This window comes from Streptomyces sp. NPDC058632 (assembly GCF_042717095.1).
In the GTDB taxonomy this organism is placed as follows: domain Bacteria; phylum Actinomycetota; class Actinomycetes; order Streptomycetales; family Streptomycetaceae; genus Streptomyces.
Map to the genome: position 1 here is coordinate 75,195 of NZ_JBHXQZ010000021.1, position 15,111 is coordinate 90,305.

A 15,111-nucleotide genomic window follows, 5' to 3' on the forward strand; every position below is an offset into this window, starting at 1 on the left:
CGGCACGATCGAGGAGTTCCCGCGCTACCAGGGCCCGGTCGACACGGCGTCGCTCCGTTGCACCACCGAGCCCGTCGAGCCGGGCCCCGAACGCTTCTCCTCCCCTTCGAAGCCACCCGGGACACCTTGAAAGTCGTGGATCGACGGCTCGCACCACGCCGGGAACTGCACCCACAAGCCCCATGACGTCACACACGTCTCGTCCGACGTGACAAGCACCGGACCCGGTGGGCAGAGGGCACCTGGCCACCTCACGGCGTGGCCCACTTGACCTTGACACAGTGACAAGGTCTTCACTGCGGCCAGGGAGGTGGTCCCGATGACCATGCCGAAAGAGCACACGGACACGATGCGAGCTCTCCGGGGATTGGAGGACAGCAACTCGTCGGCGCGGCTGCGGGCCGCGCTGGCGGTCGGCACGGCCCCAGACCCTCGGTTCGTCGACAAGCTCATCGAACGATGCGCGATCGAGCCCGAGTTCCATGTGCGCGACATGCTCACGTGGGCACTCACCCGCCACTCGTCATCAAGGACGGTCCCGCGGCTCATCGATGAACTCCGCTCGGAGCGTGCGCAGGCACGAAGTCAGGCGGTGCATACGCTGTCCAAGATCGGGGATCGGCAAGCGTGGCCGGCGATCACACAGGCGCTTCTGACCGACGCCGACGACGAGGTGGCGCGGAGCGCCTGGCGGGCAGCGGTCGTCCTCGTGCCCGAGGGCGAAGGACCCGGGCTGGCCGGAGTGCTGGCGACACAGCTCGGGCGCGGCGGACGTGAGACGCAGTTGAGCCTCAGCCGGGCACTGATCGCACTCGGTGAGGTGATCACGCCGATCCTGCGCGCCGCGAGGACGGATCCCGCCCCTCGCGTGCGTCAGCACGCGATCGCCGCGGGACGGCTGTGGCGCGACCCGGATGCCGGATTCGAGTTCGCGATCGAGGAGGCGAAGCGCCTCGTGGCCCTCGGTACGACCAGCCAGGAAGGATGACAGGCAGTGTTGATCGGTGATGTGGCACGACGGTCCGGGGTCAGCGCCCGCATGCTCAGGCATTACGACTCGCTCGGCCTGGTGCGGCCCACGGGTCGTACCGAGGCCGGATACCGGGAGTACTCCGGCGAGGACATCCGGCGCATCTTCCATATCGAGAGCCTGCGGTCACTGGGGCTGTCGCTGCGTGAAGCCGGACGCGCGCTGGACGATCCCGGCTTCACACCCTCGGAGCTCGTCGACGACCTCGTCCGCCGGACGCGAGAACGCATCGCGCGCGAGACGGAGCTGCTCACGCGACTCCGTCGGACCGGTGCCGCGGAACCCACCGGCTGGGAGGAGGTCCTCCGGATCGTCGCACTCCTCCAGGCCCTGGGGTCGGAGAATGCCGGAAAGCGCCAGCGCGCGGCCCTGTCCTCGGTCGGAGAGTCCCCTGCGCCGGTGGAAGCCCTCGTCGAAGCGGCGCTGAGCGAGACAGACCCGAACGTCGCCGGAGCCCTTCGATGGGCTCTGGCGCGATCGGGCGGTGGCGGACCGGCACTGCTGGCGGAGGGCCTGCGCTCACCGGTGACCGAGGTCCGGAAACGTGCCGTCCGGTCCATCGCCGGGATTCCGAACGGCGAGGCGACCGCACTGCTGCGGGACGCCCTCACGAACTCCGACATCGTGGTGCGCAGGTGTGCGGCTCTGGCACTCGGGGCACGTGGGGTGGCCGACGCGGTCCCGACGCTCGTCGACATGATCGTCGAGGAGACGAACGACGTCGATGCGGCCGATGCGCTGAGCACGCTGGCGAGTGATCCCGCGTTGGCGGACCGGATCGCCACCGGGCTCGTCGACCGCCTCGCCCACGACACCATCGAACCGTCTGCACGTCGACGGCTGACGCAGGCGCTCGCGGACATCCCGGGGACCACCGCGTCACGCGCCCTCGCGGACCTCTCACATGACCGAGATCGTGCCGTTGCGCTTACCGCGGCATACATTCTCGAGCTGCGCGACGCACGACAACGGGCCTTTCCCGGGGTGCCGGACGTTTGGGGACCGGTTGCCACCCGTCCTCGCCCCCACCCCGGCGTGAGGAAGGCGGCCCCCGGCCGGCGTCGAGACCGGCTCCGGCAGCTCCCGGGGCGGGAGCGGCCCCCGGAGTGAGGGATCATCGGGCCGTCGGGCGGTGCGGCCGGGACCGCGGCGACGCTGCCGCGGCAGGGATCAGGACGAAGCTCCTTCTCCCGCCGCCGTCGCACGCGCCCCCTCCCGGGGGTCCAGCCGCACCACGATTCCCTTCGACGTCGGCGTATTGCTCAGGTCCGCCACGCTGTCCAGCGGCACCAGCACATTGGTCTCCGGGTAGTAGGCCGCCGCACAGCCCCGTGAGGTCGGGTAGCCGACCACCCGGAAGTTCTCCGCCCGGCGCTCGGCACCGTCCTTCCAGACGCCGACCAGGTCGACCGACGAGCCCTCTTCCAGGCCGAGTTCGCGCATGTCGTACCAGTTGACGAAGACGACGCGGCGGGAGCCGTGGATGCCGCGGTAACGGTCGTCGTCCGTGTACGGAACGGTGTTCCACTGGTCGTGGGAGCGCAGGCTCTGCAGGATCAGATGGCCGGGCGGGGCGGTCAGGGCCTCGAAGTCGTTGCGGCTGAAGAGGGCCTTGCCGACGGGTGTGGCGAAGACGCCCTCGTTGACCGGGTTGGACAGGCCGAAGCCACCGGGGCGGCGGACGCGTGTGTTGAAGTCCTCGAAGCCGGGGACGACGCGGGAGATGTGGTCGCGGATGCAGTCGTAGTCGGTCTCGAAGCGTTCCCAGCGAACGGAGGCCCTGTCGCCGAGGGTGCGGCGGGCCAGGCGGCTGAGGATGGCGACCTCGCTGAGGAGGTGCTTGGAGGCCGGCTCGAGGACGCCGCGGGAGGCGTGGATCCGGCTCATGGAGTCCTCGACGGTGACGAACTGCTCGCCGGTGGCCTGCGCATCCCGCTCGGTGCGGCCGAGGGTGGGCAGGATCAGGGCGCTCTCGCCGCACACGACGTGGGAGCGGTTGAGCTTGGTGGAGATGTGCGCGGTCAACCGGCAGTTGCGCATGGCGGCCTCGCTGACCTCGCTGTCCGAGATGGCACGGACGAAGTTCCCGGCCAGGCCGAGGAAGACCGTGGCGCGGCCGTCGCGCATGGCCCGGACGGAGTCGACGGAGTCCCAGCCGTGCTCGCGGGGCGGCTCGAAGTGGAACTCGCGGGCGAGGGCGTCGAGGAAGTGGTCCGGCATCCGCTCCCAGATGCCCATGGTCCGGTCGCCCTGCACATTGCTGTGACCTCGCACGGGACAGGCACCGGCGCCGGGCCGGCCGATGTTGCCGCGCAGCAGCAGGAAGTTGACCACCTCGCGGATGGTGGGCACACCGTGCTTGTGCTGGGTCAGGCCCATCGCCCAGCAGACGATCACGCGCTTGCTCTCGAGGACCATGTCGCGCACGTCCTCGATCCGGGCGCGGGTCAGACCGGTGGCCTTCTCGACCTCGGGCCAGGAGACGGTGGCGCGCAGGTGCCGGGTGAACTCCTCGAAGCCCTTGGTCTGGGCGTTGATGAAGTCCTGGTCGAGGACGGTGCCGGGCGCGGCCTCCTCCGCCTCCAGGAGCAGGAGGTTGAGCGCCTGGAACAGGGCCAGGTCTCCGCCGATCCTGATGTGGAGGAAGCGGTCGGCGATCTGTGTGCCGCGACCGATGATGCCGCGGGGCCGCTGGGGCTGCTTGAAGCGGGCCAGGCCCGCCTCGGGCAGCGGGTTGACGGCGACGATCCTGCCTCCACGGCGCTTGCACTCCTCCAGCGCGGACAGCATCCGGGGGTGGTTGGTGCCCGGGTTCTGGCCGACGACCAGGATGAGGTCGGCGTGGTGGATGTCGCGCAGTGACACGTCGCCCTTGCCGGTGCCGAGGGTCTCGTTGAGCGCGGTGCCACTGGATTCGTGGCACATGTTGGAGCAGTCCGGCAGGTTGTTGGTGCCGAACGCGCGGGCGAAGAGCTGGAGGACGAACGCGGCCTCGTTGCTGGCGCGGCCGGAGGTGTAGAGGATCGCCTCGTTCGGGGAGTCCAGCGCCTTCAAATCGTCGGCGAGCAGGTCGAGGGCTGCGCTCCAGCTGATGGGCTCGTAGTGGTCGGAGCCGGGCCGCTTGACCATGGGCCGGGTGAGGCGGCCCTGCTGGTTGAGCCACCGGTCGGACTTCTCGGCCAGCTCGCTGATCGAGTACCGGCGGAAGAAGTCAGCCGTGACACGGCGCGAGGTGGCCTCGTCGTTGGTGTGCTTGGCGCCGTTCTCGCAGTACTCGTTCATGGGACGGTGCCCCGGTTCGGGCTCGGGCCACGCGCAGCCGGGGCAGTCGAAGCCGCGGACCTGGTTGAGATTCAGCAGCGTGAGCCCCGTACGCCGGGCCGATGTCTGGCCCAGGGAGTACTTCATCGCGTGGTACACCGCTGGTACGCCCGCGGCACAGGTCCGGGGCGGGGTGACCTCGAGGCGGTCGTCGGTCGGTTCCTCGCTCGGCGGCTTCTGCAACGTGATCTCTCCTCGCTCCGTGTCCTGCATCCCCCTGACGCCCGTGCGGTCCCGTGGCCGGTCCGCCGGGTACGGGCCCGCCGGTCAGCCGATCGGCCAGGTGGGCACATCAGGACGGCTCCGGCCCTCGGTGGGCTGGACGTGGCCCCCGCTGATCTCGCCGCGCCAGGCGCCGGTCTCGCGGCCCTGCCCCTCGGTGAACTCCTTGAAGGACGTCAGAGCGGTGTGGACCACCCGGCGGGCGAGGCCGAGAGCGGTCGCCGCCTGTCTCAGGACTCCCCGGGACCGCAGGTCGACGCGCAGGGTCACCCGGCAGTGGCCGGCGTCGAGTTCCTCGAAGGTCGCCGTGCCGGTGTGCCGGGGTTCGTCGAGGACGTTCCAGCGGACCAGCCGGTCCGGGACCTGTTCCACGATCTCCGCGTCGTACTCGTACGTCCACGGGCCGAACCGGGTCACCCAGTGGGTCATCACCGCCTGGATCTGGTCGACGCGTTTGACGGCGTCCATGAAGCGGGGGAACGTCTTGAACTGCGTCCACTGGTTGTACGCCACATGGACCGGGACGTCGATGTCGATCGACTCTTCGATGGTGCTCATGGACTTCAGGACCTCGCCCGTCTACTCGCCGTCACCGGTGGCCGCGCAGCACGACACCGGGCGCGCTCATCCACGCTCGCACCATCGAGTCTCCGGGAAGTACCGTCTTATGCCGATCGGTGGTCGGGCATACGGGTGGTCGGCGCGCACAGGCGCGCCGGCTACCTCCGGTCGGCGAAGGGCGCCGCCTGTGCGCCGCGGCCGGACCGGCGCCCCGGCCTCCTGCCAACGGATTCGGTGTCCCCGGCTTCCGTGTCGCCGGGGCGCTGCCCGGGGGTGCCCGTGTGCCGCCGGGGTGGGACGGGACGGAGGTCGCTGCCGGGCCTTCGCGGGATCGGGACGACGCCGGCACCCCTGGGGCGCCGCGAACCCCACGCCTGGTCCGCCCTCTCGAAGAACGCCGCTCCGGCATTGACACACCGAGCCTGTCCCAGGGCGTGATCGACCATGACAACATGGGCGACCGCCGTGAAGCCTCTGGCATTCCGGAACCTGCTCCTGGCAGACCTGTCCCTACCACCAGACCCGGGAAAGTCGCCGAAAGCGACTCTTCGCCGGGGGAAGCATTGGTTCGTGTCTCTGAAACGCCGGCCTGGGGACCGCACGCACACCCTGACCCAAAACTATGTTGCCCCACCACATGTGCCTCTGACCTGCGTGTTCCTACGGTGTGCCGACACGTACCCGCCCCCGCCCTCACCCCCGGCAACCTCAAGCGCATCGTCGCCGCGTCCCTCGTCGGCGCCACCGTCGAGTGGTACGACAAATCACTTGATCAGCGCTGGAACCTGCGCTTTGGGCTGCTTCATGGGCGGGAGGTCAGCACCGAACCAGCACGGGTACAGAGTCGTGCTGACCGGCGTCGCGCGGGCCTGCCTTCCGGAGGGCCCGGAAGACTGCGCTGCAGGATCACCCACCATCACTCACTGTGACGGCCGACGGGAGCCCAGGTCCAGTGGTCGCAGCGGAGCCCCTACGGACGGACGGGCGGCGCCTGTGGCTTGGGGTTCCACGCAGAGGTGTAGGGCTGGTGGTGGGCCCACTTGCCACAAGCGCCGTGCTCAGGCTGAGCGTACGAAGGCGGCGAACCGGTCGAGCGCCTCCTCGGTGTCTTCCGGTCCGAGAGCGCTGCACGACAGGCGCAGACAGCGCAACGGTCCGACGCCGGCTCCGGTCTCCGACGCCGCCGCGTCGTAGAAGTGGTGCAGCGGCGTCCACAGCACACGGTGGTCGCGGGCCGAGCGCTCCAGCACCGCGTCGGTGACGTCGAACGGCACGTCGACGACGACGAAGAAGCCGCCCTCGGGGCTGTTCCAGCTCATCCCGGACGCCGACGGGTCGGGGAAACGGCGGGCCAGCCCGTCGACGATCCGGCCGAGGCCCTCCCGGTACACCTCGCTCTCCCGTTCGTTGGCGCGGACCAGGCTGCACCCGTGTTCCAGCAGCCTCCCCCCGGCCACGGCCTGGGCGATCGGCGAGGTGTTGACGGTGACCATGCTCTTGGCCTTGGCGAGCAGGTCCGCCAGGTACGGTCCTGCCCCGACCTGTTGGTCGGCCACCGCGTAGCCGATCCGTACCCCCGGGAACACCGTCTTCGCCAGCGAACCGAGGTGGACGACACGGCGTGCGGTGTCCAACGCCTTCAGGGTCGGGAGCCGGTGCCCCCGACGCGGGAAGAGGCCGTACGGGTTGTCCTCCAGGAGGAGGATGTCCTCCTGTTCCGCGAGGTCGAGGAGGTCGCGGCGTACCGGCTCCGGCATCCGGATGCCCGAGGGGTTCGCGTGGTCGGGGACGACGTACAGGGCGCGCGGGCGCAGCCCGGCGGCGCGGGCCTCGCCGATACGCCGCCGCAGGTCGTCCGGATCGACGCCGTCCGGTCCCTCGGCGACCGGGTGCACCGGCAGGTCCAGGAGGCGTGCCGCCCCGGTGACGCCGACGTAGGCGGGCGTGACGGCCAGCAGCACGTCACGGTCGTCGCGGCGCAGCAGCCGCAGGGTGAGGAACAGTGCCTCCTGGCAGCCCGTGGTGACGAGGACGGCCTCCGGGTCGACGTCGATGCCCTCGTCCACGGACAGCTGGCGGGCGATCAGCTCGTGGATGATGCCCTTGGTGCGTCCGTACTGGAGCAGGGTGCGCCGGACCCGCTCCTCGCCGTACCCCTGTTCGGTGCGCAGGTGGTCGCTGAAGACCCGCAGCGCGCGGTGGATGTCCTCGACGTCGTAGAACCCCTCGTACGGTGTGCCGGCGGCGAGGGAGAGCGCGTCCGGGTAGCGGCCCGCGATCTCGTTGAGGAAGTTCATCGAGGAGAGCAGCGGGTCGCCCACCGAGGGGTGCAGCGCGGTGAGGTCGAGGCCGTCCGAGACCGTGCTCGCCGTGGTCATCGCGGTTCCCCTCCCGGGCTGACGACGGTGCGCAGCCGTGCCGCCGCGGCGAGGTCCGGGCAGCCGGCCAGCGCGAGGGACGACTCCAGTTCCTCGCCGAGCAGTCGGAGGACCCTGAGCACACCCTGGTGCCCGCCGGCCGCCAGGCCCCACAGCACGGGGCGGCCCAGCAGCACGCCGTCCGCGCCGAGCGCGAGGGCCTTCAGGACGTCCGTACCGCTGCGGACACCGCTGTCGAAGAGCACCTCGCACCGCCCCGCGACGGCCTCGGCCACGGCGGGCAGGGCGTCGAGCGCGGGCAGGGCGCCGTCGAGCTGGCGGCCGCCGTGGTTGGAGACCACCAGCGCGTCCGCACCGCAGGCCGCGGCGCGTTCGGCGTCGGCCGGGTCCAGCACGCCCTTGAGGACCAGCGGCAGCCGGGTGTGTGCGCGCAGCCAGTCCAGGTCGGCCCAGCTGAGGGACGGGTCGACGACGTTGGCGGTCTGCGCGGCGACCGCGCTCACGCCGCTGCTCGCGGTGCGCGGCACACCGTCGGGGCGGGGACCGAAGTGCACGGGCGACACCCCGTCGGGCAGGGCGAAGGCGCCGCGCATGTCGGCCGCCCGGCGTCCCATCCTCGGTGTGTCGACGGTCAGCATCAGCGCGCGGCAGCCGGACGCCTCCGCGCGCTCCAGCAGTTCCTCGGTGTGGCCGCGGTCGCGCAGCCAGTACAGCTGGAACCAGGTGGTGGCGCCGGTGGCGGCGATGTCCTCCACGGCGGTGCTGCTGAAGGTGCACGCGGTGAACGGGACACCGGCGTCCCGGGCGGCGCGGGCGGCGGCCAGTTCGCCGTCCGGGTGCACGGCCCTCTGGTACGCCATCGGGGCCACGGCCACCGGAAGGGCGCTTTCCGTGCCGAGCAGGGTGCGGGTGGTGCCGACGGACGAGACGTCCGCGAGCACCCGGGGAACGAGGTGGAGCCGGTCGAACGCGGCGCGGTTGGCGCGGAGCGTGAGTTCCGCGCCCGCCGCCCCGCCGACGAAGCGCTCCACGGCGGCGGGCAGGACCGCCGCCGCCAGAGCCTCCGTGTCGGCGGGGGTGAGCAGGCCGGCGAGTGCCGGGTCGGTCACGCGGTCTCCCCGTCGGCGTTCGCGGCGGCCTCGTGCTCGGCCTTCTCCGCCTGTACGGCGTCGTACAGCGCGCGGACGTTGCCGCCGCCGAAGCTGTCCGCGCCGGCGCGCTCGATGATCTCGTAGAAGACCGTGCGCTTGGGGTGGACGGTCCGCGTGAAGATCTGGAAGAGCTGGCCGCCGTGGTCCTCGTCGGCGAGGATGCGGCTCTTGCGCAGCTCGGCGATCGAGTGGCGGTTCAGCTGGAGGCGCTGCTCCAGCCGGTCGTAGTACGTGTCGGGGGTGCCGAGGAAGACGATGCCGCGCTCGAGCATCCGGTCGACGGTGCCGATGATGTCGGTGGTGGCGAAGGCCAGGTGGTGCACGCCGCCGCCGCCGTGCCGCTCCAGGAAGTCACCGATGTGACCGGCGTCGTGCTCCGGGCTCGGCGCGAGGACCGTGAAGGTGAGGTCCCCGGCGGGGCTGCGGACGGCCTTGGAGTCCATGGCCTCGGTGCCCTGGACCATCAGCTCCTCGTACACGGACTCGTAGCCGAAGACCCGTTCGTAGTAGCCGGTGCTCTCGGCCAGCCGGCCCATGGGGACGCTGACCGCGACGTGGTCGAGGACCGTCAGGCCCACCGGCTTCGGCTCCCCGGAGGCGGCGGACCCGGCCACCGGCTCGAAGCCGGGCAGCGGGACGGTCGTGTCCGTGTGGCCGGCGGGCCGCTGGACCAGGGTGTGGCGTACGTCGTCGAAACCGGCGGCGATGACGGCGGTGACCCAGCCCTCCCGCTCGGTGGGCTCGGCGAGGGGCGTGGCGGAGCGCGAGAGGGCGTCGGCGAAGGCCTCGCGGGCGTCGCGGGCGGTCAGCGCGATGTCGGCTATGCCGTCGCCGTGCCGCGCCACGTAGGCGGCGGCCGGGTGGCTGTCGTCGAGCGCCTGGGTCACCACGAGGACGATGTCGCCCTGGCGCAGCGCGAGGGAGCGGGAAGCGCCCTCGGGGCCGCCGCGTTCGGCGGTGGCGCAGACCTGGAAGCCGTAGCCGTCGGCGAAGACCGACGCGGCGGCCTCGGCATCGGTGACGTACAGCTCGACGTGGCCGACGCGCAGGGAGGTGGCGGGTGCGGTGTCTGTCATGTCGTTCTCCTCACGGGGTGTTCCGTGGTGTTCGAGGGCAGGGAGTGGGGGCTCGGAGTGGTCACTGCTCGGCCATGGCGTCGGCCAGGCTCCTGGGCCGCATGTCCGTCCAGTTCTTCTCGACGTAATCGAGACATTCCTGACGGCTCGCGGCCGGGAGGGCGACGGTCCAGCCGGCGGGGACGTCGGCGAAGACCGGCCAGAGGGAGTGCTGCAGTTCGTCGTTGACGAGGACCAGGTACTGGGCGTCGTCGTTCTCGAAGGGGTTGGTCATGGGGGTGCTCCGTACTGGGGTGGGTGGGGTCGGTCGGACAGGGGTCAGGCGGTGTGGGGGCGGTCGGTGCTCTTCAGACGTTCCGCGAGGGCACGGCCGATCTCCGTGACGGGGCCGGGCAGAGTCATGTCGTGGTGGCCGCAGGCGACGGGGTGCGGGTCGAGGCGTCCGCCGACGTACGGCGTCCAGGATGCGGGGGCCGGCGCGTCCGTCCCCGGGTCCGGTTCGGCGGTGAACAGCAGGACGTCACCGTCGAAGTGCCGGGGGACGAACTCCCGTTGCAGCCGGGCGTGGCGGGCGGCGACGCCGGGCCACACCCGCAGCGTCCGCGGCGGGATGTCGGTGAGTGGCGCGCCCTCGCGCCGCAGGACCTCGCGGGCCGCCTCCGCGTCCACCGGGCCGCCGTCCGGGAAGCCGGGTGCCTCGTGGCCGAGGAACCGCAGCAGCCGGGCGAGGACGTCACCGTCCGTCCAGTCCTGCGAGGGCGATCCGTCGGCCTCGGCACGCTTGGCGACGGCGGCGGCTGTCGCGTCGGGCGGGTAGGCGTCGAGCAGGGCCAGCAGCGCGACCTCCTCCCCCGCCTCGCGCAGCCGCACCGCCATCTCGTGGGCCACCAGGCCGCCGAAGGACCAGCCCAGCAGGTGGTACGGGCCCTCGGGCTGGACCTCGCGGATCCGGGCCAGGTAGTCCTCGGCCATCTCGCCCACGGACGCGGGCGGTTCCTCGGCCCGGGCCAGCCCCCTGGCCTGGAGCCCGTACAGCGGCCGGTCCTCGCCGAGGGAGCGGAGCAGGCCGGCGTACGGCCAGCTCAGCCCGGCCCACGGGTGGACGCAGAACAAGGGTGGTCGGGTGCCCGTGGCGCGCAGCGGCAGCAGGACCTCCAGGGCCCGCGTGGCCTCCTCGGCTCCGGTCCCGCGCCCGCTGCCGGAACGCAGCAGACGGGCCAGGGCCTCGGGGGTGGGCGCGTCCAGCAGCGAGCGGATGCCCAGGGCGGTACCGGAGCCGGAGCCGGTGGCCGAGCGGATACGGCCCAGCAGCCGGACCGCGAGCAGCGAGTGTCCACCCAGCTCGAAGAAGCTGTCCCCGGGGCCGACCCGGTCCACGCCGAGCACCTCGGCGAACAGCTCGCAGAGCCGCCGCTCCTCGGCGTCGCGCGGCGGGCGCCCGCTTCCGGGCGCGGTGAACGAGGGTTCGGGCAGCGCCTTGCGGTCCAGTTTGCCGTTCACGGTGAGGGGCAGGTCCGGCAGGGTGACGACGGCCGCGGGCACCATGTACTCCGGCAGACGGTCCGCGACGTACTGCCGCAGCAGGGCCGGTTCGACGGACGCGGGGGCCGGGTCGGCGACGGTGGGCACGGCGTAGGCGATCAGCCGTGTCTCGCCCCACCCGTCGGCCCGTACGACGACGGCGGCGCGGGCGATGCCGGGGTGAGCGCGCAGGACCGCCTCGACCTCGCCCGGCTCGATCCGTACCCCGCGCACCTTGACCTGTTGGTCGGCGCGGCCCAGGTACTCCAGTGCGCCGTCGGCGCGCCGGCGCGCCAGGTCGCCGGTGCGGTACATGCGCCCGCCCGTGCCGTACGGGTCGAACGGGTCGGCGACGAAGCGTTCGGCGGTCGGCGCGGGCCTGCCGTGGTAGCCGCGCGCCAGCTGTACCCCGGCGAGGTACAGCTCGCCGGTGGCCCCGGGCGGCACCGGACGCAGCGCCGCGTCCAGGACGTACACCCGGGTGTTCCAGATCGGCCGGCCGATCGGCACGGGGCCCCGGGCGCCCGGCTCGCAGTCCCAGTGGGTGACGTCGACGGCCGCCTCCGTGGGGCCGTACAGGTTGTGCAGCGGCACCTCGGGCAGCACGGTGTGGAAGCGGGCCGCCAGGTCGGCGGGGAGTTCCTCGCCACTGCACACCACCCGGCGCAGTCCGGTGCACCCGGCCGCGGCGGGCTCGTCGAGGAACGCGCCGAGCATCGACGGCACGAAGTGCGCCGTCGTCACGTGTTCGGCGCGTATCAGCTCCGCGAGGTAGGCCGGGTCCCGGTGCCCGTCGGGACGGGCGACGACCAGGGCCGCGCCGGTGACGAGCGGCCAGAACAGCTCCCACACGGAGACGTCGAAGCCGGTCGGGGTCTTGTGCAGCACCCGGTCCCCGGCGGTGAGCCCGTACGCGTCCTGCATCCACAGCAGGCGGTTGACGACGGCCTCGTGCGAGACGGCGACGCCCTTGGGCCGGCCGGTGGAGCCGGAGGTGTGGATGACGTAGGCGGGGTTGCGCGGGTCGGGGGCGGTCTCCATTCCGGAGATGCGCGTCTCGTCGCCGGTGTCGGCGTCCACGACGAGAACGGGCGTGTCACCTGCGGGCAGCGGGGACTGTGCCGCCACCGCTTCGGTGACCAGGATCCGGACCGGTTCGGTGTCCCCAAGGAGCAGGGCGATGCGTTCCGCCGGAAGGCCCGGGTCGACGGGGACGTACGCGGCGCCCGTCCCGAGTACCGCCAGGAGGGCTATGACCAGGTCGGCGGAGCGGGGCACGGCGACGGCGACATGGGTCTCCGGTCCGGCTCCGGCCCGGCGCAGGCGGTCGGCGAGGGCGGAGGCGCGGGCGGCCAGCTCGCTGTAGGTCAGCCGCTGTGTCCCGTGGACGACGGCCGGCGCGTCGGGTGTACGGGTGACCTGGGCGGCGAACAGCTCGGGGAGGGTGGTCGGCGCGAGGGGCACCGCCGTGTCGTTCCACCGGGTGAGGACCAGTTCGCGTTCCTCGTCACGGAGCACGTCGACGGCCACCAGCCTCCGGCCGGGCTCCGTGGCGAACTCCCGCAGCAGCAGGCCCAGCCGTTCCGCCAGCGCGGTCACGGCCGCGTGGTCGAAGTGCGCGGGCTGGTAGCCGAGGCGGAGGGTGAGGGCACCGCCCGGGGAGTCCGGTGAGCCTTCGGTTCTCCGGGACCCCTGGGTCACGATCAGGCTCAGCGGGTAGTGGGTGGCGTCCCGGCCCTTCACCCCGGTGAGCCGCGGCCCAAAGGCGTCCGCCCGAGGGGCGAGCGACTCCCGGTCGACCGGGTAGTTCTCGAAGACCACGAGGGTGTCGAAGAGCGCGGGGTGGCCGGACAGCCTCGTGACCTCGCTCAGACCGAGGTGCTGGTGGGTCATCAGGGACGACTGGCCGGTCTGGAGTCCGGTGAGCGTCTGGCGGACGGTTGCCCGCGGGTCGAGGGCGACCCGGACGGGCAGCGTGTTGATGAAGAGTCCGACCATGGACTCGATCCCGGCGACCTCCGGCGGGCGGCCCGCGACCGTGGCGCCGAAGACGACGTCGTCACGGCCCGTCATGCGGGACAGCAGCACCGCCCAGGCGCCCTGCACCAGGGTGTTGACCGTCAGGCCCGCTTCCCGGGCCAGCCGGTGCAGGGCCGCGACCGTGTCGGAGGGCAGTTCCAGGGCGACGTGGCCGGGTTCGGCCGTGGACGCGCCGGCCGCCGCGGGGGCGAGCAGCGTCGGCTCGTCCAGCCCGGCCAGCTCGGCGGTCCAGGCGGCCCTGGCGGCCTCCCGGTCCTGGGCCGCGAGCCAGGCGAGGTAGTCGCCGTACGGGGTGACGGCGGGCAGCCCGGCCGCCGAGCCCCGCGCCGCGTACAGCGTGAACATCTCGCGGAGCAGCACGGGCATGGACCAGCCGTCGAGCAGGATGTGGTGCGGCGTCAGGACGAGGCTGTGGTGCTCCTCGTCGTGCTTGACCAGCGCGATCCTCAGCAGCGGAGGCCGCGACAGGTCGAACCGCGCCGACCGCTCCTCCTCGGCGACGCGGTCACGCCGGACGGTGTGCTCCGTCGCCGGTACGCCGGTCAGGTCCACGGTGCGCCAGGGCAGTTCGGGGTCGCGCACGATGACCTGGACGGGGGCGTCGGTGGCGTCGTGGACGAACCCGGCCCGCAGGTTGGCGTGCCGGCGCAGCAGTGCCGTCCATGCCTCGCGCAGGACCGACGCGTCCAGGGGGCCGGCCAGGTCGAGTACGAGCTGGGCGGTGTAGACGTCGGTGTCCTGGGCGTCGTACAGCGCGTGGAACAGGAAGCCGTCCTGGAGCGGGGAGAGCGGAAGGACGTCCTCCAGGCCGGGATGCGCGGCCTCGAGGGCCTCCACCTGCTCCTGGGTCAGGGGCACGAGGGGGAAGTCGGACGGCGTGTGGCCGCCGGTCTCGGCGCCGGTGCGCGCCAGCGTCTCCAGCGACCGCAGCCACCGCTCGGCCAGGTCCCGCACCTCGGCCTCGTCGAGCAGCTCCCCCGCCCACGAGAACGTCGCCGCCAGCACCGGGCCGTCCGCCCCGTCGACCGTGACGGCGTTGATGTCCAAGGCGTGCGCGAGCGGGGTGGCCGGATCGGCGTCGGGTCCCCCGGGCTGTGCGACCGGCGACCAGTCGGCACCGGGCGGGGAGGCGGACGTCGGCGTGCGCCCGAGGTAGTTGAAGCCGATCTGCGGCTCGGCGAGACCGGCGAGCACGGGCGCGGTGTCGGCGTTGAGGTGGCGGAGGAGGCCGTACCCGAAGCCGTCGCCGGGTACCGCCCGCAGCTGTTCCTTGACCCGCTTGACGGCGTCCGCGGGGTCGTCCCCGGAGACGGTGACGTCGAGCCGTACGGGGTGGACGCGGGTGAACCAGCCCACCGTGCGGGAGAGGTCCACGTCCGCCCGGTCGCCGTCGCGGCCATGACCCTCCAGGTCGACGAGCACCCCTCCGTCGGGGTCCACGCCCCGCGCCTCGCGCCACTGGCGCACCGCGAGGGCCAGCGCGCCCAGCAGCACGTCGTTGACGCCGCCGTGGAAGGCGGCCGGGACGGACGACAGCAGCGGTGCCGTGTGCGCCCCCGGCAGCGTCACCGTCAGGTGCCGCGCCGTGCCGGCGGTGTCGCGCGCGGGGTCCAGGTCCCGGCTGCCGAGCGTCGGCTCACCGCTTCTCGACGTCTCCTGCCAGTACGGGAGTTCCTCCAGCAGCGCCGGGTCCTGCGCCCGCTCGCCGAGCAGCTTCGCCCAGCGCCGGAACGACGTGCCCACCGGGTCCAGCCGCACCGGCTCCCCGGCCGCCACCGACTCCCACGCCTGCCGCAGATCCGGCAGCAGGA

The 15,111-nt window shown here is 72.5% G+C and carries 9 protein-coding genes; 2 read left to right on the forward strand and 7 right to left on the reverse strand.

Annotated elements, in window-relative coordinates:
• Positions 1–319 precede the first annotated feature (319 nt).
• Both ACFWVE_RS10980 and ACFWVE_RS10985 read left to right on the forward strand, forming a co-directional pair.
• Positions 320–988 carry a HEAT repeat domain-containing protein gene (locus tag ACFWVE_RS10980; protein WP_384010781.1) on the forward strand — a complete coding sequence of 223 codons (669 nt, stop codon included), beginning with the start codon at positions 320–322 and terminating at the stop codon, positions 986–988.
• Between the two features lie 6 nt (positions 989–994).
• Positions 995–2,140 (forward strand): HEAT repeat domain-containing protein, encoded by a 1,146-nt coding sequence (locus tag ACFWVE_RS10985; RefSeq protein ID WP_384010737.1) that lies wholly within the window; start codon positions 995–997, stop codon positions 2,138–2,140.
• A 60-nt stretch (positions 2,141–2,200) separates the two neighbouring features.
• Here the strand turns inward: ACFWVE_RS10985 and ACFWVE_RS10990 are convergent, their stop codons facing one another.
• From ACFWVE_RS10990 to ACFWVE_RS11020, 7 genes are all read right to left on the reverse strand, one after another.
• Positions 2,201–4,564 (reverse strand): FdhF/YdeP family oxidoreductase, encoded by a 2,364-nt coding sequence (locus tag ACFWVE_RS10990; RefSeq protein ID WP_384010740.1) that lies wholly within the window; start codon positions 4,562–4,564, stop codon positions 2,201–2,203.
• A gap of 54 nt (positions 4,565–4,618) precedes the next feature.
• Positions 4,619–5,131 (reverse strand): SRPBCC family protein, encoded by a 513-nt coding sequence (locus ACFWVE_RS10995; RefSeq protein WP_384010743.1) that lies wholly within the window; start codon positions 5,129–5,131, stop codon positions 4,619–4,621.
• 1,061 nt (positions 5,132–6,192) lie between these two features.
• Positions 6,193–7,512, reverse strand: a complete 1,320-nt coding sequence (locus tag ACFWVE_RS11000; RefSeq protein WP_384010747.1) for a PLP-dependent aminotransferase family protein — start codon at positions 7,510–7,512, stop codon at positions 6,193–6,195.
• Positions 7,509–8,621, reverse strand: a complete 1,113-nt coding sequence (locus tag ACFWVE_RS11005; protein WP_384010750.1) for an alpha-hydroxy acid oxidase — start codon at positions 8,619–8,621, stop codon at positions 7,509–7,511. Before ACFWVE_RS11005 ends, ACFWVE_RS11000 begins: the two co-directional genes overlap by 4 nt.
• Positions 8,618–9,739, reverse strand: coding sequence for a 4-hydroxyphenylpyruvate dioxygenase (gene hppD, locus ACFWVE_RS11010; protein WP_384010754.1), 1,122 nt, complete (start codon positions 9,737–9,739; stop codon positions 8,618–8,620). The genes ACFWVE_RS11005 and hppD overlap by 4 nt, the downstream gene beginning before the upstream one ends.
• A 61-nt stretch (positions 9,740–9,800) precedes the next feature.
• A complete protein-coding gene (locus tag ACFWVE_RS11015) occupies positions 9,801–10,013 on the reverse strand; it encodes an MbtH family protein (RefSeq protein WP_384010758.1) in 213 nt (70 codons plus the stop codon).
• Positions 10,014–10,057: 44 nt separating this feature from the next.
• Complete coding sequence (locus ACFWVE_RS11020) at positions 10,058–15,109, reverse strand: amino acid adenylation domain-containing protein (protein WP_384010762.1); 5,052 nt, start codon at positions 15,107–15,109, stop codon at positions 10,058–10,060.
• Between the last annotated feature and the right edge of the window lie 2 nt (positions 15,110–15,111).